Consider the following 20679-nt stretch of genomic DNA (forward strand, 5'->3'; position numbering starts at 1 on the left):
ATTACGCCACCATATACAAAGAGATAAGATACTTTGCAATATCTTTTGGCGTCTCTTTTGCGTTTATATACTCTTGTTCTATGTAGTCCCACTCATCATTTACCATCTCTTTTGCTTCATCATGGTTTATGTAGTAGTACTTTGCGAGGTAGTTTATTATCGATATTGTAAAAGCCTGCACTTAGGCCTCCTGTAACAAATTTTATAATGGCATTTTGCATAAAATTTGTTACAGACTAATTACTGAGAGGTTACAGAAGTGTTACGATTTATAACAGTTTTAAACTTTAGTAGAGAGTTTTGTCCTCTTTTGCGCTCCACGCTTCAAAGGGCTTCAGACACTCATCTCTGTCGATGTTCTTTAGCTCCAGAGTCTCTTTTTCGTAAAACTCTTCATCTCTAAAGCCTATATTGTCAGCATCTCTGCTTGAGGCACCATAGTAAACGGTTTTAATGTTTGCCCATTTTATAGCACCCAGACACATAGGGCACGGCATACATGTAGTATATATCTCGCATCCGCTTAGATCGAACGTGCCTAGTTTTTTGGAAGCTTTTTTGATAGCGCTCATCTCGGCATGAGCAGTAGGATCGTTGTTCTTTATAACCTGATTGTGCGCTTTTGAGATTATCTTGCCGTCCTTTACGATCACTGCACCGAACGGCCCGCCGTGGTTGTGCTCTACGCCGCTAAATGCCTCTTTGACCGCTTGGTGCATAAAGTAGTTCATCTTTTTTTCATCCTTTATCTGCGGGCTTTTCTTTCTCTTTTTTTATTATACATCTCTTCATCCGTCTCTTTAAAAAATATATCACCCTCTTCGCCGCCATACTCTTTATAGCCTATGCTCATCCCTATATTATAGCTCTTTGCAATAGTTGAATTTAAAAACAGATTTTCTAGTTTTTCGCAAAGCATGGAAGCATCTTGTTCTTTTGCACCGTAGAGCAGAACTATAAACTCATCCCCGCCAAATCGAAAAATGTCATCGCTTCTTCTAATATGCTCTTTTAAGAAGTCTGCACAACTTCTAAGAGCATCATCTCCCTTGTCATGACCCATATTGTCATTTACTTGTTTGAAATTATCGAGGTCTATAAACATCATGCTAAAAGAGTTCCCACCATTTGCATAGCTCTCTATGGCGCTCTTGTACTTTACATCAAAGGCTTTTTTGTTGAAAAGTCTTGTCAGATCATCTATAAAGACATCCTCTTTTAACTGCTTTTTCTGCTCCTGTTCTATATCATAATTTTTACCGATAGTAACAAATCCGATAAGGTTTTCATCCTCTACAATAGGCGTGATCGTCTGCTTTTCATAATAGAGCAGGCCATCTGCATTTTTATTGCAAAATATAGTCTCAAAAGATGTTTTGTTAAAAAGATTATCCCAAAGATTTTTATAAAATTCTTCATCATGTTGACCGGATTTTAATATTCTTGGATTTTTTCCAATAAGTTCCTCTGCGCTGTAGCCGGTTCTTTGCGTATAGGATTTGTTGACATATATATAATCGCCCTTTGCATTAAAGAGTGCGATGGCATCATGATTCTGGTCTATGGCTTTTTGAAAAAGTTTTATGTGATTTAGAAGTTTTTGAGGCAGAGATATATCTTTTTGAAGAGACAAAAAGGCTATAAGTTTTTTATCTTTATCATAAACTGGCGAGATGTTCCACTCAACCCAGTACTCTCTGCCGTCTTTTGTGTAGTTTATCGCTTTTCCCTCAAAATACTCCCTGTTTATCAGGCACTCTTTGAGTCTGCGTAAGACTTCTCTATCTGTTTTTTCACCCTGCAAAATTCTGGGGGTTTTTCCTACAATCTCATCTTTTGTATAACCGCTCATCTGCGTAAATGCATCGTTTACATATAAAATCTTTGGATGGTCTCCCTCTAACAGAGGCGTAGTTATCACTACCGAGTTATATGAGTGGTCAAAAATTGCAACTTCATAGTCATTGAGAGTTAGTATATCGTTAGCTAATTTCATGCTTCCTCCGCGCTAAAGCAATCATAGCCAATTTTTACAAATACCTCGATGTCTTATGCATTTTTAGCTTCTTTAGTATCCAGAAGATATGCTGAAATAAATATTTATTTCTCTCTTTCTTTGTCAAGAGAACACTATTCTCCAGTTTGTTTTTAAGATTCTATTTATTTAAAAATCCCATCATTTTTTCGCTGTCAAAACTCGCATCTTTCTCTTTTTTTATCTCCTGCTCGAAATCTTCGAGCGTAAAAAGAGGTTTTTCTCTCACAGCTACTTTGTACGCCGTGTTTTTTACTATCAGACTTATCTGTCCGCCAGTCAGAGAGTAGCTTGAGAGCTCGTTTACGTCAAAGCCCTCTTCGTAAGGCGCATTTAGAGGAAGCATCTTTTTCCACAATGCAAGCCTCTGCTCTTTGTTTGGCTTTTTGAACTCTATCTTATAGTTGAAACGTCTTGAGAACGCCTTGTCTATATTTTCAAGCAGGTTCGTAGTTGCAATAAGCACGCCCTTGAACTTCTCGATCTGCTCCAAAAATATGTTCTGCATCTGGTTGTGCATCTGATCTGCGCCGCTGTTTGTTCCGCTAGATCTAGCGCCCAAAAACTGGTCAGCCTCGTTTAACAGAAGGATAGGCTCAGTCTTTGTCTTTTCACACAGATCGTAAAAGGTGTCAAATATCTTTCTTACGTTCTTCTCGCTCTCTCCCACATACATAGAGAGTATCTTTGAGCAGTCAAACGCCAGAACCTGACGCTTAAGCGACTTTGCAAGAGAGTACGCGGTCATGGTCTTACCGGTTCCAGCCGCACCGTAGAAGATTATCCTAGCATCAATGCCGCTCTTTTTATCTTTGATGCCCCACTCTACAAGTCTTCCGACAACCTCTTTGTCAAGCTGTCTCATAAGGTTTTTAAGCGTCTCTTGCGTCTCGTTTGCCAGTACGACATCTTCAAGCGAGGTCTCTGGTTCTACAAGCTCAAAAATATCCTGTTCGTCGATAAGCGTGTTAAGCTTTATACGGCGAACCTTTTTATTTTTTTGCGGATGGATAATGCTTTGAAGAACATCATCGACAATATAAAACGCACGAGAGATACCGCCGAAAGGATTTAACATCTCCTCATAGTCGATTATTCCGTCGTTTATAAGGTTCGAGCCGTCCTCCAAGAGAGAGCGGTTCTTTATACGCTCATACTCATCAAGCGATATAAGCTCTATTAGCGTGTTCATCTCACGCAAAGAGGCGTCTGTCGCACTGTACTCTTCACGAAGAAGTGCCAGAAAGATTACCTGCTCTTTTGCGTCCATCTTTTTCTGCTTGAAAAACTTATCGAGCACCAGCTTTTCAGGAGTCTGAGCGACTCTGTCCTCTATGCGCTTTTCAAGAAGTTTTAGTTTTGCCTGCGTTCTGTCTATGCCCAAAGAGTGCTCATGCACGTTTTGGCGGATAGCACTCATCTTTTGGTAGAGGTCTATGCGCAAAAACTGATCTTGAAGATATTCCAGATGGTCAGAGTATGGCTTAATGTCCGGCAGTTCGCTCTCAAGCGCCCCCTCTTGAAGAAGCTTTAAAAACGACGGAGAGAGCCCGACCGCGCTGTTTAAGAGCTCCAGCGGCGTTACTTCCGAGATCTTTATAGGCGTGAAGCTTTGCTGATGGAGCCAGCCGAGTTCTAAAAGAAGCTTGACTTCGGCTATATGCTTTATCCCCTCATACTTCTCGTTGCCGTATATCTCTTGGAGCAGGTCCAGTATGAGAACATCATCTTCCCCGCGCATATATCTCTTTGCAAGTGTCTGTAACAACTGTGCTTCTGTTTTACTACATTTTAGCTGAGCAAAAATAACCGTTTTTTCTATATCTTTTGCTTCTAAAAAATCAATTAATGTTTCCAAATATATCCTTAAAATCTATACTCTAAAGCTGATGATATCAGCAGCGCGTTTGCGTTTGAAAATTCGCCCTCAAGTGAGCTGTTTGAGACCTTTTTATCTTCTCTTATCGAATAAAGAGCGCCGAAGCCTACATTTATCTTCTCGCTCACTTGGTATCTTGCACCGAGCGATACAGAGAACGAGTCAGAGTCGGGCAGCTCAAAACCAAGCGTCTCGTTTGGCACGGGTGATTCATCGATGAGAAAACCGCCCATAAGTGTTAATTTTTCCATTTTTTGCGTTATGCCAAAACGAAAGACATCCGTATCTCTCCACTTCTTGGCTACAGGTGTGCCAAAGACAATATTTGTGACCGCATTTACGCTTGAGCCGTAGTCAAAATCGAGCTCTTTATACTCCGACCAGAAGTTCCTCTCATAAACGAACTCCAGTGTTGTCTCACTCGGCAGAGTATAGGCAACTGCTAAATTTAAAAGAGCAGGAACCGGCACTGTTACCGATGCAGAACTGCTTGAAGTATAAGTGGCAAGCGGAACGGAGCCGTCCAATGTGCCTGTGTAAGAAAGATCGGCACTTCCCTCTACGCTCAGATCAACATTCGAGCGGTATGTCAAAGCCAGCTCAAGTTCAGATGTCGGCTTGTATGCAAGAGCGATGTTGTAGCCCAAATCTATAGAATCACCCTTCATATCGCGCAAAGCCATCGGCGAAGTACTTTTTACCACTCCTTCTGAGTATATTGCTCTGATTCCCAAAGCAACCGCTATCTTATCGCCAATGGGAAGTGCGACACTCGGGTTTATCTCTACCGTTTGAAGTGTAAACTCCTCCGCTTTGTAAACCGCAGGGGCACTCTCCCATCTCTTTGAAAGCCCGGCTGGAGAGACTATGCTAAGCCCGTAACGCGCGCCGCTTATCTCCTGCGAGACATAGTGAAGAGAGGGAACGATAAAGTTCTCTCTTTTGGAATCTATGTCTATGCCTGCCGCTTTATAATTTATATCGCTAAGCCCGATATACATCAGGTTAGCCTCCATGACCGCTTCATTTTTCATAAAAACCATATTGGCAGGATTGTAGTATGCCGCATCTGCACTCGAATTATGTGCGACATTGGCAGCACTAAGAGCAACGGAGTTCAAAGAGGTCTCTGGTATTTTGTAGCCCCCCGCAAACAAAACACAGACACTCACAGATAACAAAACAATAGCTTTCACTTTAATAATCCCCTTTTATTAAACAGTCGCTGATTTTATATGAATTTTGCTTAATTCTCAAAAGAGTAAAGAAGCGCTATCTCATCCTTCCAGATGGTCTCATCGATCGTCTCAAGGATAAGCGGTATATCGTTCATTCTCTCATCGTTCATGATAAACCTGAACGCATCAAGCCCTATCTCGCCTTTGCCCAAAGAGTGGTGTCTATCAACGTGCGAGTCGAACTTCGCTTTTGAGTCGTTTATGTGCATACCCATCAGGTATTTAAACCCGATGATCCTCTCAAACTCGCTCCACGTTTTATCGTAAGCCTCTCTTGTTCTTATGTCATAACCTGCCGTGAACATATGGCAGGTGTCTATGCAGACTCCGACACGGCTTTTGTCCTCTACTTTGTCTATTATTTGAGCCAAATGCTCAAACTTCCATCCTAGGTTGCTTCCCTGTCCTGCAGTATTTTCAAGAACCAAGCTTACACCCTCCGTTTTCTCCAGAGTTCTGTTCATGGCATCTGCAATATTGCTTAAACACTCATCTTCGCTTATCTGTTTAAGATGGCTTCCCGGGTGAAAATTGAGTCTATCAAGCCCCAGCTGCTCACACCTCTGCACCTCATCCAAAAAAGCATCCATAGACTTCTCTCTTTTATCTGCTTCCGGGTGACCCAGGTTTATAAGGTAAGAGTCGTGAGGAAGCACATGTTTTGGCAAGATACCGCTCTGCTCAAGCGCTTTTTTAAACTTCTCTATCGTCTCGCCATCAAGCGGCTTTGCGCTCCACTGTCTCTGGTTTTTGGTAAAAAGAGCGAACGCTTTTGCGCCTATGGCCACTGCATTTTCAACCGCATTGAAAACGCCTCCGCTTGCACTTACATGTGCGCCTACAAATTTATTCATCTATATCCTTTACATTAAATATTATGCCGTTTTTTCTATCTTTGAAAAAAACGCCCTTTGATTCCACTCTGTAGCTTATATCAACATCTTTATCTTGTATCTTTTGAGTAAATCCATCAGCTGTTTTGCTCAGATTTGCCCCGTCGTAAATAGCATGGGAGAGCAGTATGTTTTGAAGCGTATCATCGGGATATGCCTCATTTAGATAATCTTTGTTAAAGCCGCTTTTACTCATACAGCCACTGCTAATGCAAATGAGATGGTTTATGGCTATCTTCTCTATGCTTTTGCCTGCCATAAAGAGTTCAAGCTCTATGGATTTCTCGCTGTTGCGAAGATAACCTACGTCTGAGAACTTCATCTTTGGCGATTTTATAGTAATGATCTTTGTCTGCGTATGTTCATAGTTTTTGATGCTGCATGCACTAAAAAAAAGAAGAGTAAAAATCAGTAACATATATTTCATAATCGAATTGTACCGACATAAAATTAACTGCCAAGCGTTATTCAAAGGTTGATAAAATTCCAAAAAAAAATTTCAGAGGAACCAAATGCACAGTAAAATCCAAACGATTGTAGAGAGCAAAGGCTTTATAAACTTCATAACCTACCTTATCATCCTAAACGGTATAACTATGGGGCTTGAGACCTCAAAAGAGTTTATGGCAAATTTTGGCGGAGTTACTTCACTTTTCAACACTCTTGTCATCTCAATTTTTACAATAGAGATTGCGATGCGCATCTATGTTCACAGGCTCTCTTTTTTCAAAGACCCGTGGAGCATTTTTGACTTTAGCATTGTGGCAATATCGCTTGTACCTATAAGCGCAGGTTTTGAGATACTGAGAGTTTTAAGGGTTCTGAGACTCTTTAGGCTGGTCACTATCGTGCCTCAGATGAGAAAGATAGTCTCGGCACTTATCAGCGTTATCCCCGGAATGCTCTCCATCGCAGCACTTATGAGTCTCTTCTTTTATATCTTTGCCATCATGGCAACGCAGCTCTACTCCGAAAAATTCCCACAGTGGTTCGGAACGCTGGGCGAATCTTTCTACACCCTTTTCCAGATAATGACGTTGGAGTCTTGGTCTATGGGGATAGTCCGCCCTGTTATGGAAGTTTACCCGCTGGCATGGACATTTTTTGTTCCGTTTATCTTTGTCGTAACCTTTGTTATGATAAACCTTATAGTTGCCATAGTAGTTGACGCGATGTCGATCATAAACAAAAAAGAGGAGGAGCATATCGTAGAAGAGGTTCACATAGCTGAGAATCACACAAACAGTGAACTCTCACTGCTAAGAGCAGAGATTGCGGAGTTAAAAGTTCTGCTTAAAGCGAGCGTTAAGAGCTAGATAACGTACTGGCAAAACAAACATTATTAGAACCAATAAATTGCCCGTAGGTAATTTATTGGCTACTTTCAAACGTTACACTCTTTTCTCTTTGCAATTTGCCATATTTTTAACTTCTGCTTAGAAATTTGTCTATACTGATAGTATGAAAATACACATAGATATAGACTGCTTTTTTGTAAGTGCCGCGCGCATCAAAGAGCCTTTGCTTGAGGGCAAGCCCGTTGCTATAGGCGGGCGGAGCGATACTAAGATCTTTAACAAAGACGCCAAAAAACAGACTGTCAACTTTGAGAACTCTGGTTCGTTCGTTCCTACTTTTTATAAAGCTTATGAAGAAAAAGATGACGATATTGCCTCTTTTACGGATGAGGATGGGCGTGTGCGAGGCATACTCACGACCTCAAGCTATGAAGCTCGGTCCTACGGCATCAAGACTGCCATGAGCATCAGAGAGGCACTAACCCTCTGCCCGCATCTTATCATCAAAGCGCCCAATATGTCTCTGTACCAGAAGCTCTCGCACGAACTTCACGACTTTTTGCAGACCAAGATACCGCTCGTCGAGCAGGCGAGCATAGATGAATTTTACGGTGATCTTGGCGGCTGGATAGACGATAAGGATGTAGAAGATTTTATAAAAAATTTAAAAAACGAGATAAAAGAGGTAATAAAGCTTCCCGTATCCATCGGGGCAGCTCCAACCCGCTATATCGCCAAGCTTGCCACTTCTCACACAAAGCCGTTTGGATGCAGAGTCGTATATTCACATGAGCTGGACAGTTTTATAGAAAATATCCCCGTCGGAGAGTTTGCGGGCATCGGCAAAAGTATGAAAGCAAAACTAAAAAGTGCGCAGATACACACCCTAGGGGAGATAAAGAGAAGAAGAGGAACACTAGAGTCGTGGGGACCTTACGCAAAAGAGCTCTACGCCAGAGTATGCGGCAAAAGCGATGATGAGATAAATACAAAACATATAAGAAAATCCATAGGAATCTCCAGAACGTTCGACCCTATCTACGACAGAGAGGAGCTAAAAAGAAGAGTGCACGTTCTCGCCCGCCATCTCAGTTTTGCCATCATGAAACTTCAAGTCATCCCTACTGTCTTTCATCTCTCTATCGCCTACGAGATGAATCAAAAGTCGCACAAGAACATAACGCTTTGCGAAATATTTACCGAAAAAAAATTTGACTCTCTGTGTCTAACGCTCTTTGGTGAGGCGGACACCCACAAAAGGCTTCAAGTCATACGCATAAGCATCAACTGCTCAAGCTTTACGAGAGACTCAAAAAGGGAGCTCTCGCTTATAAATTTTGCAGAGGAGCAGAGGATGCACAGACTTACCCAGCATTCGCAAAACATAAGAGAAAAATACGGCATAGATATGTTGAAATGGGGAAGTGAATTATGATAGAATAAATCAATGATAAAAAACAAACTCTTAGAGCAGTTCCGCTCCTTTTTCTCAAGAAACTACCCAGATGACATGGAGACACAGATAGAATATTTCTCGATATTCGGCGGTCTGGGATGGGAGCTTGACACAACCAAAGAGATAGACTATTTGGTCGAAGAGCTGATACTCAACAACTATGTGTCTCTTAGAAAAAAGATAGAAGAGCTGACCTTGGCGGACAAAGGATGCCTTCGTCTTCTTCGTGCTTTAGCGGTAGGTGATAGAAAGATATTTTCCGCATTTAACAGAGCAGGTCTCAACAACGCAAACGGCGGAAGCGCGCTCAACTTTTTAGAGCAAAAAGGGCTTGTTCAAATAGAGTTCTCAAGAGAGGAGCCTGCGCGCTCACTAAACCCAAAAGGCAAACTAAAAAGAGAGGTCTCAAGATACAGGATCTCGCACAAAGTCCTATTTACCCACCCCTTCATAAGATTCTGGTTCTACTTTATCGCCCCGCACGCAAGGGAGATCGAAGCGAACAAATATGACACTTTTTTTAAAGATTTTCATAAAAGAAGACACAGCTATACGAGTCTGGTTTTTGAGGAGCTCTCCGAAGTTCTGCTAAATTACAACCTAAGAGACTCCCAGATACTGAGCTCTGGAAGTTACTGGGATGCAAATGTCGAGATAGATATACTCACCATAACAAAAGATGAGAAGGTTTACGTGGCGGAGTGCAAGTGGTCAAACCACAAGGTAAACAAGAGTGAGTGGCATAAACTCTTGGACAAATGTCAAAAGCTCGGTATTGAGCCTACTCAGGCAGTTATTTTCTCCAAAAGAGGCTTCTCAAAAGAACTTTTAAGCCATCAGGGGAAAAAACTCGCCCTCTACAGCGCACAGGATTTTGAAGCACTCGTAAAGAGCGCTAAAAAAGAGGAGATAATAGATAACTTCTTTTAGAGGTGTCTCTCATCTTTAAGAGCTGAGTATGCTTCTTGAAGAAGCTGGAACTTCTGTGTATAGTGCTCTACCATGTGTGGAGCCTCTTGAAGCACTTTGTCGGGATGGTACGCTTTTGCAAGTCTTTTATAGCTCTCTCTCAGATCACTTTGACTCGCACCAACAGGACACTGCAAAATCGAGTAAAAATGATTTTTCTGCTCATCCTCTTCCTCTTTGCATAAGCTTCCGAAACTGTACTTTGCAAAATCGCTGTATAACTTGCTCATAAAGCGGTTGTTATAGCTGTATCTTATCTGGTAATGAAGAACATTACGCTTGTCAAGTGCTCTCTCCAGCCTAGCTTTTGCCTTATAGTCTGAGACGTCAAGGACCAAAGATATATCGGTTCCCCTCTCAACATAGACTTCAAGCTGTGAACGAAGATAGCTCAGCACCCAAGAATTCGGATAATCAAGCGATATAAGTACGGTATCGCTGTTGTAAGCATAAAGATTGACCGCTATCTCTTGAGGCTCTTCTTGTTTGTTCAACTCTATTCTGATCGGCTGGTTTCCGAATTTGAGCAGTGATCGAAGAAAAAACTCATGTGAAAAATCATGTTTTGTGGCGTGGTATTGGCTTAGCTGGTTAATGAATCTCTCACGCTCTTGAGCCAAGATCTCATTTCTAAACACCATCACCGCTTTAGGCAAAAAAAGCATACCTCTGGAGTGGTGATTTAAAAACTCTTTCATCCACTGAGTGTTTAACGTATCAAAGTCTGTAGTGACTAAAATAAGATTGTCTCTTAGCACTATCTCCATCAACTTAACCTTTTTTGGACTGTTTTGCTTCATATTTGTAGCAAAAACAGTTCCAAATCAGCAGATGTTTTTATACATCTCGGGGCGTCTGTCTCTTATAAGACCCCAGTAGTGTCTCTGCTTCTGATTTTCCTCTATATCGAACTCGGCGTAGAGTATCTCCTCTTTGTCCCTAGATGCTTCTGCTATCTTTGCCCCCGTATAGTCTGTTATGAACGACGAGCCGTAAAAATTGAGGCTGCATGTCTCGCCTTTCTCTTCGCCGATTCTATTTGCAACTACCACGGGAACGGTATTTGTTGCAGCGTGTCCCATCTGGACTCTCTGCCAATGCTCTTTTGAATCAAGGTGGATCTCAGGCTCGCTTCCGATCGCCGTCGGGTAGAAGATGATCTCAGCACCCATAAGCGTCAAAGCTCTCGCAGTTTCGCAAAACCACTGATCCCAGCAGATACCGACACCTATCTTTGCATAAGCAGTATCGTATACTTTAAAGCCTGTATTACCCGGTTTAAAGTAGAACTTCTCCTCATATCCTGGACCGTCAGGGATATGCGTTTTGCGGTAATTATCCATTATAGTGCCATCCGCATCTGCAACGACAAGAGAGTTGAAATAACCATCATCGCTCTTCTCAAAATAGCTTATCAGAATAACCGCTTTAAGCTCTTTTGCCAAAGCAGAAAATCTCTCTATAAGCTTGTTACCTTCTCTTGGAGCCGCCCACGAGAAGTACTTCTCATCCATGTCTTTGCAGAAGTAGTACCCCTCAAAGAGTTCGGGGAGTAAAATTATCTGAGCGCCGTTTGCGGCCGCCTCTCTTGCCAAGCTCTCGGCTTTGGCAACATTTGAAGCTTTATCTTCACTCATCTGCATCTGAACAGCACTGACCTTAACCATCTTCTACCTCACTAAACGCTTTTAGCTTTTTCCATCTTTTTTCGCTCGAATTTCATCTTGTCCTGAAACTGCTTGCTTCTATCTTTTGCAAAGACCTGCATATCTTCGATCTCATCCATCTCATCGACGATCTCGACACCCAAAAGCGTCTCGATAGCATCTTCGAGCGTAACGACACCGACAGTCTGACCATAGCTGTCATAAACTATAAACAGGTGTGTCTTTCTCTTTACGAAAAGATCTATAAGATGCGGAACAGGTACGTTTTCAGAGACCATATGCACTTCATGTGAAATGCTCTCCAAGGTCATGCTGTCATTATCTTCATTGCTCTCTTCAAGAATTCTCTGACTAAAGACAATGCCCACAACATCATCAAGCGTCTCTCTATAGATAGGAATACGGGAGTGAATATACATCCTGTCATCTTCTACCGCTTCTTCGATCGTTGTTTCTGCCGATAGAGAAAAAACAACGCTTCTTGGTGTCATAATATCTTTTGCTTTTATGTTTTTGAGCTTTAAGAGGTTCTCTATGAGATCACTCTCTTTGCTAAGGATCGCCCCCTCTTTCTCACCCATTGCTACGACTGCCATGATCTCATCACGCGAGAAATTACTTTGATGCTTCTTGTTTCTTGAGATATAGTTTGTCAAAAATGATGAGAACCATGTAAAAGGCGCACTTATCGTCATCATAAACGAGATTATGTACGCTGATGGAACCAACAGTTTTTTCCAGTGAAGCGCACCTATGGTCTTAGGGATGATCTCTGAAAAGTATAAGATCAGAAGCGTAATAACAAATGCTACAAGCGCTTGCCACTCCTCTCCAAAAAGTATCTGAGCCTGAGCTCCTACACCTGCAGCTCCCATTGTATGCGCAAACGTATTGACTGTCAATATAGAAGATATTGGCTTGTCTATATTTGACTTCAGCCCTTTTAACTTATTGACCAGATTTTCATTGTGGTCTTTTGAGAGGCTCTCTATATAAGAGTTCGTGCTTGAGAGTAAAACCGCCTCTAAAATTGAACATAAAAACGATACTAAAATAGCAAGTGAGAGATAAATAATGAGCAGAGTCATAGAACTGCTCCAATGAGAACGTGGGTTAAACTACGCGAGGCCGGGTCGCTTTGGGTCATTTAAAAATTCCTTTGATTTTTTGATGGGCATTATAGCACATTATAGTTACTGCCTGTTTAAAAAAGATTAGCTTATATTTATATATAAGCAAACTCAGCAGTGTACAGCAAGCCAGAGAGTCTCCTCTTTTGGCTTTGTCCAAGAGACTCTGTGCTTTTTATGTGCAGGAATACTTATATAGTCTCCGGCTTTTAATCTCACCTCATCGTCATTTAAAAAAGATATGACCGCTTCGCCTTTTAGCAAAATAACCCACTCATCCCTTCTTTGGTCATACCACTCAAACTCAGGCGTTACATGTCCGTAAGAGACTATCCTCTCTATGGTTACCCCGTCTTTTGAAAAGAGCTCTTCAAAAAACTCTTTGTCCGCAGGCTTTGGAATATTCTCAAATATGTTTAAGGACATCTTTAAAAATCCTTTAGTCATAAAAACATGCGCTCACGTATCCTACGACTCTCTCAGTGTCTCCGCTTGCATCCGCACTTGTACTGTAATCAAGCAGCTCTGCTTTCATACCTACCTTTTTCGCACTTAGAAGAACTGCTTCAATACCGAGTTTTCCACATGCCTCGCATCCGCTGTGGAGTTTCTCGACATCGATATTCTCGATAGCTTCAAGGCATATATTGTCGAGCCTTGCCGCATTGCTAAGAGAGTGAAAATGACTAAGGTCCGTGCTTATGACGACTCCGCACTCAGGTTGTGTCAAAATGTGATCAATGATCTCACAGAGCTGCGTTGCGTCAGCATACGAGTAGACTATCTCGACTATCTCGGCATCTTCTATGTAATGTTTTATGAACGGGAACTGCACCTCGGTGCTATGCTCTTGATGAGCCTCCAAGACACACGGAAGATCAAACTTATCTTTTAATGCCTGATGCAGCGAAATAGAGGCATCTATGTCTCCAAACGGTGTCTCATAGGAGCTAAAATCACAAAGCGACGCCCCTTCAAAACCGACCTTGTGTGAAGGTCCTATGACCACAAACTTTTTTACTCCGCTTTGACGCAAAACCCTATATGCTATATTTGCACTGTAACCTGAGTAGATATACCCTGCATGAGGAACTATCACAACTCTTGAATTTAACTGCGGCAGAGTCTTCTCTTCATCATAAACAGCACTGAAATGTTCAAAATATCTCTCTATCTCAACGGCTCTTCCGGGATAAAAAGCACCGCTTACGCTCATCTTTCTTTTCATCGTAAACTCCTGTTTCTACTTCTACTCTAGCGGAGGTATCTTGTCAAAATCTTCATTTATTGCCTGAACTCTGTACTTGTATATCTCAGGATGCTCTTCATACACCAAAGGGCTTAGCCCCGCCTTCATACTTAGATGCTCCAAAAAGATCTTCGGCGATTTGAGCTCTCTCCATACCTGAGGCAAAAATGTTCCCTGATAGCCGTTATACTTGAAGATAAGACCGTCGAGTTCAGGTTCTACCTTTGTAACAAGATCATCAAAATCTTCATACTCTATGATCTGAGGTTCACTTAAAACAGAGACCTCTATATTGATATGAGAGAGCTCTCTTTCACTTAGCGGATGAAATCTTGGATCGTGGAATGCGGCGGATTTTGCATTTTGAAAAATATCTTCAAAACGTGAACGATGAGGAACAAGAGAACCTATACATCCTCTTAGATGATGATCGTACTCAAGCGTCACGAATGTTGCGGCTTCTATTTTTAAAAAAGGATATTTTTCAAATAACTTCTCTTTGTCAAACTCATACGCACTGCTAAACTCTTCAAGTATGGCATGTTTTGCGATTTGCAATAAAACAGCGTCTATCATTAAAGCCCCTTTTGTTTAACCAATCGTTCATTTTACTCTCATAAAGTTTATAAAAAACTAAATCTACTCTTGTGCGGTCTCCTGGCTTTTTTCAAGCGCATATCTTGTTAAAAACGGTCCTATTATCTCATGAATAAGTGTCGTAGCGATTATTATATTCAAAAGCATAGGTGCCAAAGCTTCAAAACTGCTGCGCTCTTGCAGTGAAAGAACCAATCCTATTGCAACCCCGGCTTGAGGTATGAGCGCTGCTCCCATATACTTTTTCACATTAGAACTGCTTTTGGCAACAGAAGCGCCGATAAAACTTCCTACGTATTTTCCAAAAAACCTCAGCACTATATATGCAACTATTGCAAGAGGGAGAGAGAAAAAGGCTTCAAGTTTTAGATGCATGGCAGATAACATAAAAAAAAGTATAAATATTATCTGTGCAAGATGTTTGTCTATCTCCTCTTCGACAAGATCGAAATCTTCAGATATATTTGTTATCACAATGCCCATTACCATTGCACTCAAAAGCGGTTCCAAATGCCATGCCTGGCTTAAACTGTAGACAACAAATATAAGTCCAAGAGTTGATATCGTCTCCATCCCTTTGTGGTGCGCAAAAAGCTTCTCAAATCCTCTATTGAGAAAAGCTGCCACAACTCCGATCAAAACACTCAAAAAGACTATATTAAGTGTAGTTAAAAGAGTTTGCCAAGAGTAGGTATCGCTTTGCATAAGTGAAACAGCAACTGTTACAGCCAAAGAAAAAACGATCAAAGAGATGGCATCATCAGCGGCAACGACAGCAAGAAGTGTTGATGTAAAATTTCCTTTGGCATGAAGTTCATGCACCAGTGCAAGAGGAGTTGCAGGAGCCGTAGCAGTCGCGATAGCACCTAGTATCAGAGCCGCTATTGTAGTTTCAAGCATAGGAAGCTCTAAAATATCTCCCAAAAAGATAAAACCCGACGCAACGACAAAAAATGTCGTAAGGGATTGAAAAATTGTTATCAAGACAATCTCTTTTATATGTCCGTTAAGTCTTTTTGCCTTGAGTGTCGCACCTGCTAAGAGCGCAATTATCGAGAGAGCAAGGTCCGTGACAATATGAGAATCCTCGATGAAGTGCTGCGGGACAAGCCCGAGCACCTGCGGACCGATAATTAAGCCGACCAAAAGATATCCAACCACTCTGGGAACATATACCAAAGGGCTAAAGCGCTCTATAAATGCTCCAAGAACAAAAATAATACCTATATAAAAGAGTGCCTCCATCTTATGAGACAATCTCTCTTAATGCATCCTCGAATTTTGCATAATGAAATTTAAAACCGTTCTCACTTAGCTTTGTAGGGTAGACCTCTTTTGAGTCAAGAACAACATGCGCACCCTCTCCGAAGATGAGCTTTATTAAAAAGGCCGGCACCATAAAGAATGTAGGCCGCCTCAACACATTGCCCAGAATTTTTGTCTGTTCAATGTTTGAGAGCGGATAAGGAGTGGTGAAGTTGACAGAACCGCTGATGGCAGGAGTTTTTATAATAAACTCTACTGCTCTGAGCAGGTCCTCTATATGTATCCATGAGACCATCTGCTCTCCGTTTCCGAGCTTTCCTCCGACTCCCATCTTAAAAGGAGGCAGTATCTTTGACATTGCTCCGCCCTCTTTGGCAAAAATAACTCCAAATCTCATCTCTACTACCCTGACCTCAAACGCCTCTGCTTTTTTCGCCTCTGCTTCCCACTCCAAACACAGAGTAGACAAGAAATCATCTGCATACCTCTGCGAGTCGTCGTTGTGCGGAGTATTTGACTCATATATACCTACTGCCGAAGCGCTCAATAAAAGTTTTGGTCGTTCTTTGCAAAGAGCGATGGCATCGACAAGTTTTTTTGTGGTCTCTATACGGCTGCTGCGAAGCTTCTTTTTATAACTCTCGCTCCAAGGAGCCAAGATGGTGGTACCGCTCAAGTTGATGAGGACATCACATTTCTCAAGCTGCTCTGCTATGCTCTCTATTGATGTATCTTTGCGTACCTTCAAACCTACTATCTCGTTGTGTGCAGGATTAAAAAACTCTTCAAGTTTTGAGCCTACCAAACCGCTTTTACCGCAAATAATTATCTTGAGCCTGTTACCAATCGCCATCAAAAACTCCTTGAGATCACATCTTGCTCTGATTATATGTATAAGTTGATAAAAAAGTCCTTATACCAAACTTTGGTATTATAACTCCAAAAGCACGGTATCTCTTCTCGTTGCTTCAAACTTCTTGCATCCGCTCTCAAAAGCTCCGCTCTCGCCAATTAGTATGCACTTGTGTTTTGCTCTTGTGACTGCGGTGTAGATTAGCTTTGTATTGTGCATGATGTAGTGCGAAAAGCTCATGGGGATTATGACTATATCATACTCCATCCCTTGTACTTTATGAATAGTAAGCGCATAAGATAGCATCAAATGGCTACGCAGCTCCTCATACTCATAAACGACCACTACATCTTCGTTTGGATAAAATACGAACGCCTGTTCATCTTCCTCCTCTATCTTAAAAAGCAGTCCGCTCATACCGTTAAATATGCGTCTTTGCGCCGAATCTTCACCGTTCTTGTACCCCTCGCCGCTCCACGATGTCATATTCTCATTTTTTGTATGAACGACCTTGTCCATAAGTCTGAACTCCACACCGCCCTTTTTCACGCACTTTTTAGGGTTTGGGTTGAAATAATCCTGCAAGACGCTGTTTAAATTGTTTACACCCAAAGTTCCGCCCTTCATAGGGGTTATGACCTGAAAATAGTTCAGATACTCTTTTATCTGCTTGTTGTTTAGCCTGTATCTCGCCTTTTCTATCGACTCAACGACTTTGTGGGCTATCTCTGCAACAATACGCGATGAGTTCTCCTCTCTTAGATCATGAAGCTCCTTTTGAGAGAGCTGATTTTTGCGGGCATAATAGTTCTCTATATTTACATCTATAAACTCAAAGTCTTCGTAGCTTTTTCTATACTCGGGCACGCTGCCTATTCGTATATCATTTGCTATTACGGTTATGGCTTTATCTTCGCTCTGTCTGTATATCTTTGTAAGCTTTACAATAGGTGCGAGGGAGAGCGTCAAAACATCGCTTAGAACATTTCCGGCACCGATGGGAGGAAGCTGTGCATCATCGCCTACTATTATCAGGATGGCGTTTTTGTTGATTTTTGAGACAAGTCTTGCAAAAAGAGAGGAGTTTATCATAGAGGCTTCGTCTATCAAAACAACCGAGTACGGAAAATCATCTCTGTCTTCAAATTTAACCAGTAAACTTTGGATGGTGGCACTCTCATAACCAGTAGTATCTGCAATACGCTGAGATGCTATGCCGCTTAGGGCACATGTCATTATCTCTTTTTTGTCATATTTTGTGTTTAGCAGCTCAAGTATGGTTCTTGATGTCGTGCTCTTTCCCGTTCCCGCATAACCGACCAGAAAGAGTATGGACGCTCCGTCGTTTATCTTCTTTAGAGCCTCTTTTTGCTGCTCTCCCAACTGAAGCTCTTTATCTTTTAAAAACTCGTCCAAATCTTTTACAAAGCCGCCGTTGTCGAGCTTCGCTCTTCTTTTGAACTCATCATACAAAAACTTCTCCGAATCGTACAGCCGTGCAGGAGAGACGCGGTTGTTTTTCATCAAAACAATGTTCCCCTCGCTTACCCTCTCGATCAAAATCGCCTCATAGAGATGGTTCTTGTCGCTAAACATTAGCAGCTCATTTAGCTCTCTAAAGAGAATCTCTTTTGCCACACACGAGTTGCCCTGCTGTTCGCAGTAGTTTAGCAGTACATAATCCATCGCCGAACCTATGCGGTTTTCATCGTTTGGACTCACCCCCATCTTAAGTGCGAGCTCATCGGCACGTTTGAAACCTATGGAGTTTATGGAGGTTAAGATGTAGGGGTTGTTTTTTATCTTTGCACAAGGCTCATCAACGTCGCGCATGGCCGTTGCAATCGTGGTAAGAAGTGCCGGTGAGACGTCATAAGGAGTTAAAAACTCCCCTATCTCCCGCATGGAGCGAAACTTTTTCCAGCTCTCTTGTATCTTTTTTAGCCGCTTCTCTTTGATGCCGCTAAACTCCAAAAGCCGCTCTATGTCATTGTCTAGTATCTCGACAAGCCCCTCGCTTCCAAAATGCTCTATTAGCTCGGCAGAGAGCTTTTTTGTAAACCCTTTTACTATCTTGTTCAAAAAGAAAAAGAGCTCGTTTTGATTTACTTTTATCTGCTCGAACTTGAAGGTCTTGCCATATTTTTTATGCTCTTTCCAGTGCCCTTTTAACGTTATCGCGCTTCCTTTTAGATGTGAGACGGCACTCTCATAGTATGAACCGCTTATCTTCTCGCCGCTCTTGAGCACTGCTATAAAAAAAGCCTCCTCTTCAAAAAGGATCTTGTCAATTTGACCTATTATGGTTTCACTCAATATTTAAACCTGTCTTTTATATATATTAATTGCCGATATTTTTGCATTTGCAATATTAAAAAAAATATAGCTAAAAAAGCCAAAAATAGACCTTTGTTTTCTATCTTTAATCTGATTTTGTCTCATTGCTTATTATAGACCGAGAAGTCAGGACACCTTTTTATGCTACCATCACGGTTGATTTACTTGAAGGAAGATATTATGCAAAACAAAACAATTTTAGTAACAGGTGCGAACGGCGGGCTGGGAAATGCTTTTATAGAGGCCCTTTTGGAGCAAAACCCAAAAAAGATATACGCGGCAGCAAGAGATATAAAGACGCTTGAGAATTTTAAAAACAGAAACAATGTTGAACTCTTAGAGCTTGACATCACAGATGCTGCTTCACTACGATCAGCAAGAGAAAAAGCGCACGATATTGATGTGCTTATCAACAATGCGGGTGTAAACTCAAATGGAAGAATTTTTAGCACAAACTCCAATGATATGGATGTAAACTACAAAGGGACGGCAAATCTCTGTAAGAATTACTTTGAGTATGCAAAAGATAACAAGATGCAGATAATCAACATCTCCTCGATCGTCGCTCTTTGCAACCTCCCCATCATGGCTGAGTACTCCATCTCAAAAAGCGCGCTTCACTCATTTACACAAGCCCTCAGAGCAGAGCTTAAAGCCTACGGAAGCGAAGTATATGAGGTTTTTCCCGGTCCAATAGACACGAGACTGACCGAGGGAGCAGACATGCCAAAAGCAGACCCGAAGGATGTAGCAAAAGAGGTCTTAAAGTGTGTTGCAAATAGGGAGTTTGATATATTTCCGGATGCCTTTGCAAAGATGATCAAAGAGAGGCTCTCAACCGACCCACAAGGGGTGGAAGCAGATTTCGCCATGTCGGTAGCGGGTTAAGGTTTTACGCCTTTACCCTCTTGTTTCTCTCTTCCTCTTGCGCCTTGTAAAGCTCAGCGCACCCTTTTGCCAGCTCTCGAATTTTTAGTATGTAATTCTGACGCTCGGTCTGGCTGATGGCTTTTCTTGCATCGAGCACGTTAAAAGTATTTGCTGCCATCATACAAAGGTCATACGCGGGCAGAGGGAGCCCTGCATCTAGCGCTTTTAAACACTCATCGCTTTTTGCATTAAACTCTCCAAAGAGCATAGCCGTATCTGCCACTTCAAAATTGTACTTGCTAAACTCTATCTCAGCCTCTTTATGAACATCGCGGTAGAGTGTCTTTCCGTGTTCATTCTCGCCCCAGACAATGTCAAAAACAGTGTCTACTCCTTGCAGGTACATCGCAAGTCTCTCTGTTCCGTAAGTTATCTCGACCGCAACTGGAGAGCACTCTATGCCGCCAACCTGCTGAAAATATGTAAACTGTGTTACTTCCATTCCGTTTAGCCAAACTTCCCAGCCAAGTCCCCATGCGCCAAGTGTCGGAGACTCCCAGTTGTCCTCTACAAAGCGGATGTCATGGTTCTTTACGTCAAGTCCGAGATATTCCAAAGATTTTAAGTAAAGCTCTTGGATATTGTCCGGGGAAGGTTTTATAAGTGCCTGAAACTGATAGTAGCTCCCCAAGCGGTTCGGGTTCTCTCCGTATCTTCCGTCTGTCGGGCGGCGTGAAGGCGCTACGTAAGCGACCGACCATGGAGTCGAATCAAGTGAACGCAGAAATGTAGCCGGATGAAAGGTTCCCGCTCCAGCAGGGATATCGTAGGGCTGGACAATATTGCAACCCTGCTTCATCCAAAATTCTTGTAGTTTTAGTAACATCTCGCTAAAAGTTATCATGAAAGCCTCTTGTAAATAGTTGCGCAATTATAACAAAG

21 protein-coding genes are annotated in these 20679 nt (G+C 41.9%); 4 read left to right on the plus strand and 17 right to left on the minus strand.

All coding sequences use genetic code 11. From position 1 onward, the window contains the following. Position 1: 1 nt before the first annotated feature. From RBR61_RS02415 to RBR61_RS02445, 7 genes are all read right to left on the minus strand, one after another. Complete coding sequence (locus RBR61_RS02415; RefSeq protein ID WP_320341911.1) at positions 2 to 181, minus strand: hypothetical protein; 180 nt, start codon at positions 179 to 181, stop codon at positions 2 to 4. Between the two features lie 106 nt (positions 182 to 287). Then, entirely contained in the window at positions 288 to 731 is a 444-nt protein-coding gene (locus tag RBR61_RS02420) for a nucleoside deaminase (RefSeq protein WP_320341912.1), read from the minus strand. A gap of 14 nt (positions 732 to 745) precedes the next feature. Continuing rightward, positions 746 to 1996: a diguanylate cyclase gene (locus tag RBR61_RS02425; protein ID WP_320341913.1), complete on the minus strand. Its 1251-nt coding sequence runs from the start codon at positions 1994 to 1996 to the stop codon at positions 746 to 748. A gap of 160 nt (positions 1997 to 2156) precedes the next feature. Then, positions 2157 to 3893, minus strand: a complete 1737-nt coding sequence (locus RBR61_RS02430) for an ATP-binding protein (RefSeq protein ID WP_320341914.1) — start codon at positions 3891 to 3893, stop codon at positions 2157 to 2159. 8 nt (positions 3894 to 3901) lie between these two features. Beyond that, the gene (locus tag RBR61_RS02435) at positions 3902 to 5110 is read right to left on the minus strand and encodes an outer membrane protein transport protein (protein ID WP_320341915.1); all 1209 of its coding nucleotides are present in this window, start codon (positions 5108 to 5110) and stop codon (positions 3902 to 3904) included. A 50-nt stretch (positions 5111 to 5160) separates the two neighbouring features. After that, a complete protein-coding gene (gene nfo, locus RBR61_RS02440) occupies positions 5161 to 6006 on the minus strand; it encodes a deoxyribonuclease IV (RefSeq protein ID WP_320341916.1) in 846 nt (281 codons plus the stop codon). Beyond that, positions 5999 to 6472 carry a hypothetical protein gene (locus RBR61_RS02445; RefSeq protein ID WP_320341917.1) on the minus strand — a complete coding sequence of 158 codons (474 nt, stop codon included), beginning with the start codon at positions 6470 to 6472 and terminating at the stop codon, positions 5999 to 6001. Before RBR61_RS02445 ends, nfo begins: the two co-directional genes overlap by 8 nt. An 85-nt stretch (positions 6473 to 6557) precedes the next feature. Here RBR61_RS02445 and RBR61_RS02450 point away from each other — a divergent pair, with 85 nt between their 5' ends. From RBR61_RS02450 to RBR61_RS02460, 3 genes are all read left to right on the plus strand, one after another. After that, positions 6558 to 7361, plus strand: coding sequence for an ion transporter (locus RBR61_RS02450; RefSeq protein ID WP_320341918.1), 804 nt, complete (start codon positions 6558 to 6560; stop codon positions 7359 to 7361). Between the two features lie 145 nt (positions 7362 to 7506). Continuing rightward, a complete protein-coding gene (locus RBR61_RS02455; protein WP_320341919.1) occupies positions 7507 to 8778 on the plus strand; it encodes a DNA polymerase IV in 1272 nt (423 codons plus the stop codon). 12 nt (positions 8779 to 8790) lie between these two features. After that, positions 8791 to 9729 carry a DUF234 domain-containing protein gene (locus RBR61_RS02460; RefSeq protein WP_320341920.1) on the plus strand — a complete coding sequence of 313 codons (939 nt, stop codon included), beginning with the start codon at positions 8791 to 8793 and terminating at the stop codon, positions 9727 to 9729. Here the strand turns inward: RBR61_RS02460 and RBR61_RS02465 are convergent. The 9 genes from RBR61_RS02465 to RBR61_RS02505 all read right to left on the minus strand — a co-directional run bounded on the left by RBR61_RS02465 (position 9726) and on the right by RBR61_RS02505 (position 18846). Next, positions 9726 to 10535, minus strand: a complete 810-nt coding sequence (locus RBR61_RS02465; protein ID WP_320341921.1) for a J domain-containing protein — start codon at positions 10533 to 10535, stop codon at positions 9726 to 9728. The two genes, RBR61_RS02460 and RBR61_RS02465, sit on opposite strands and share 4 nt — an antisense overlap. 57 nt (positions 10536 to 10592) lie before the next feature. Continuing rightward, the gene (gene aguB, locus RBR61_RS02470; RefSeq protein WP_320341922.1) at positions 10593 to 11435 is read right to left on the minus strand and encodes an N-carbamoylputrescine amidase; all 843 of its coding nucleotides are present in this window, start codon (positions 11433 to 11435) and stop codon (positions 10593 to 10595) included. An 11-nt stretch (positions 11436 to 11446) separates the two neighbouring features. Beyond that, positions 11447 to 12523 (minus strand): hemolysin family protein, encoded by a 1077-nt coding sequence (locus RBR61_RS02475; protein ID WP_320341923.1) that lies wholly within the window; start codon positions 12521 to 12523, stop codon positions 11447 to 11449. 153 nt (positions 12524 to 12676) lie between these two features. Next, complete coding sequence (locus tag RBR61_RS02480; protein ID WP_320341924.1) at positions 12677 to 12991, minus strand: cupin domain-containing protein; 315 nt, start codon at positions 12989 to 12991, stop codon at positions 12677 to 12679. Between the two features lie 13 nt (positions 12992 to 13004). Next, positions 13005 to 13793, minus strand: a complete 789-nt coding sequence (gene amrB / locus RBR61_RS02485) for an AmmeMemoRadiSam system protein B (RefSeq protein WP_320341925.1) — start codon at positions 13791 to 13793, stop codon at positions 13005 to 13007. Between the two features lie 21 nt (positions 13794 to 13814). Next, positions 13815 to 14390 (minus strand): AmmeMemoRadiSam system protein A, encoded by a 576-nt coding sequence (gene amrA, locus RBR61_RS02490; protein WP_320341926.1) that lies wholly within the window; start codon positions 14388 to 14390, stop codon positions 13815 to 13817. Positions 14391 to 14453: 63 nt separating this feature from the next. Further along, positions 14454 to 15656: a cation:proton antiporter gene (locus tag RBR61_RS02495; protein ID WP_320341927.1), complete on the minus strand. Its 1203-nt coding sequence runs from the start codon at positions 15654 to 15656 to the stop codon at positions 14454 to 14456. Position 15657: 1 nt separating this feature from the next. Further along, positions 15658 to 16530, minus strand: coding sequence for a TIGR01777 family oxidoreductase (locus RBR61_RS02500; protein WP_320341928.1), 873 nt, complete (start codon positions 16528 to 16530; stop codon positions 15658 to 15660). A 78-nt stretch (positions 16531 to 16608) separates the two neighbouring features. Continuing rightward, on the minus strand, positions 16609 to 18846 hold the full coding sequence (locus RBR61_RS02505; RefSeq protein WP_320341929.1) for an AAA family ATPase: 2238 nt from the start codon (positions 18844 to 18846) through the stop codon (positions 16609 to 16611). A gap of 201 nt (positions 18847 to 19047) precedes the next feature. On the opposite strand from RBR61_RS02505, the gene RBR61_RS02510 reads away from it, so the two are divergent. Further along, the gene (locus RBR61_RS02510; protein ID WP_320341930.1) at positions 19048 to 19755 is read left to right on the plus strand and encodes an SDR family NAD(P)-dependent oxidoreductase; all 708 of its coding nucleotides are present in this window, start codon (positions 19048 to 19050) and stop codon (positions 19753 to 19755) included. Positions 19756 to 19759: 4 nt separating this feature from the next. Here the strand turns inward: RBR61_RS02510 and glyQ are convergent, their stop codons facing one another. Then, on the minus strand, positions 19760 to 20641 hold the full coding sequence (gene glyQ / locus RBR61_RS02515; protein WP_320341931.1) for a glycine--tRNA ligase subunit alpha: 882 nt from the start codon (positions 20639 to 20641) through the stop codon (positions 19760 to 19762). Positions 20642 to 20679 lie beyond the last annotated feature (38 nt).

Origin of the sequence: Sulfurimonas sp., from assembly GCF_034005705.1 — a bacterium.
Taxonomy (GTDB): Bacteria; Campylobacterota; Campylobacteria; order Campylobacterales; family Sulfurimonadaceae; genus Sulfurimonas.

Bases quoted from the DNA above. Each gene is read 5' to 3' on its own strand.
- RBR61_RS02420 (WP_320341912.1), bottom strand. From the start codon at position 731: ATGAACTACTTTATGCACCAAGCGGTCAAAGAGGCATTTAGCGGCGTA.
- RBR61_RS02425 (WP_320341913.1), bottom strand. From the start codon at position 1,996: ATGAAATTAGCTAACGATATACTAACTCTCAATGACTATGAAGTTGCA.
- nfo (WP_320341916.1), bottom strand. From the start codon at position 6,006: ATGAATAAATTTGTAGGCGCACATGTAAGTGCAAGCGGAGGCGTTTTC.
- RBR61_RS02445 (WP_320341917.1), bottom strand. From the start codon at position 6,472: ATGAAATATATGTTACTGATTTTTACTCTTCTTTTTTTTAGTGCATGC.
- RBR61_RS02450 (WP_320341918.1), top strand. From the start codon at position 6,558: ATGCACAGTAAAATCCAAACGATTGTAGAGAGCAAAGGCTTTATAAAC.
- RBR61_RS02455 (WP_320341919.1), top strand. From the start codon at position 7,507: ATGAAAATACACATAGATATAGACTGCTTTTTTGTAAGTGCCGCGCGC.
- RBR61_RS02460 (WP_320341920.1), top strand. From the start codon at position 8,791: ATGATAAAAAACAAACTCTTAGAGCAGTTCCGCTCCTTTTTCTCAAGA.
- RBR61_RS02465 (WP_320341921.1), bottom strand. From the start codon at position 10,535: ATGGAGATAGTGCTAAGAGACAATCTTATTTTAGTCACTACAGACTTT.
- aguB (WP_320341922.1), bottom strand. From the start codon at position 11,435: ATGGTTAAGGTCAGTGCTGTTCAGATGCAGATGAGTGAAGATAAAGCT.
- RBR61_RS02475 (WP_320341923.1), bottom strand. From the start codon at position 12,523: ATGACTCTGCTCATTATTTATCTCTCACTTGCTATTTTAGTATCGTTT.
- RBR61_RS02480 (WP_320341924.1), bottom strand. From the start codon at position 12,991: ATGTCCTTAAACATATTTGAGAATATTCCAAAGCCTGCGGACAAAGAG.
- amrB (WP_320341925.1), bottom strand. From the start codon at position 13,793: ATGAAAAGAAAGATGAGCGTAAGCGGTGCTTTTTATCCCGGAAGAGCC.
- amrA (WP_320341926.1), bottom strand. From the start codon at position 14,390: ATGATAGACGCTGTTTTATTGCAAATCGCAAAACATGCCATACTTGAA.
- RBR61_RS02495 (WP_320341927.1), bottom strand. From the start codon at position 15,656: ATGGAGGCACTCTTTTATATAGGTATTATTTTTGTTCTTGGAGCATTT.
- RBR61_RS02500 (WP_320341928.1), bottom strand. From the start codon at position 16,530: ATGGCGATTGGTAACAGGCTCAAGATAATTATTTGCGGTAAAAGCGGT.
- RBR61_RS02510 (WP_320341930.1), top strand. From the start codon at position 19,048: ATGCAAAACAAAACAATTTTAGTAACAGGTGCGAACGGCGGGCTGGGA.
- glyQ (WP_320341931.1), bottom strand. From the start codon at position 20,641: ATGATAACTTTTAGCGAGATGTTACTAAAACTACAAGAATTTTGGATG.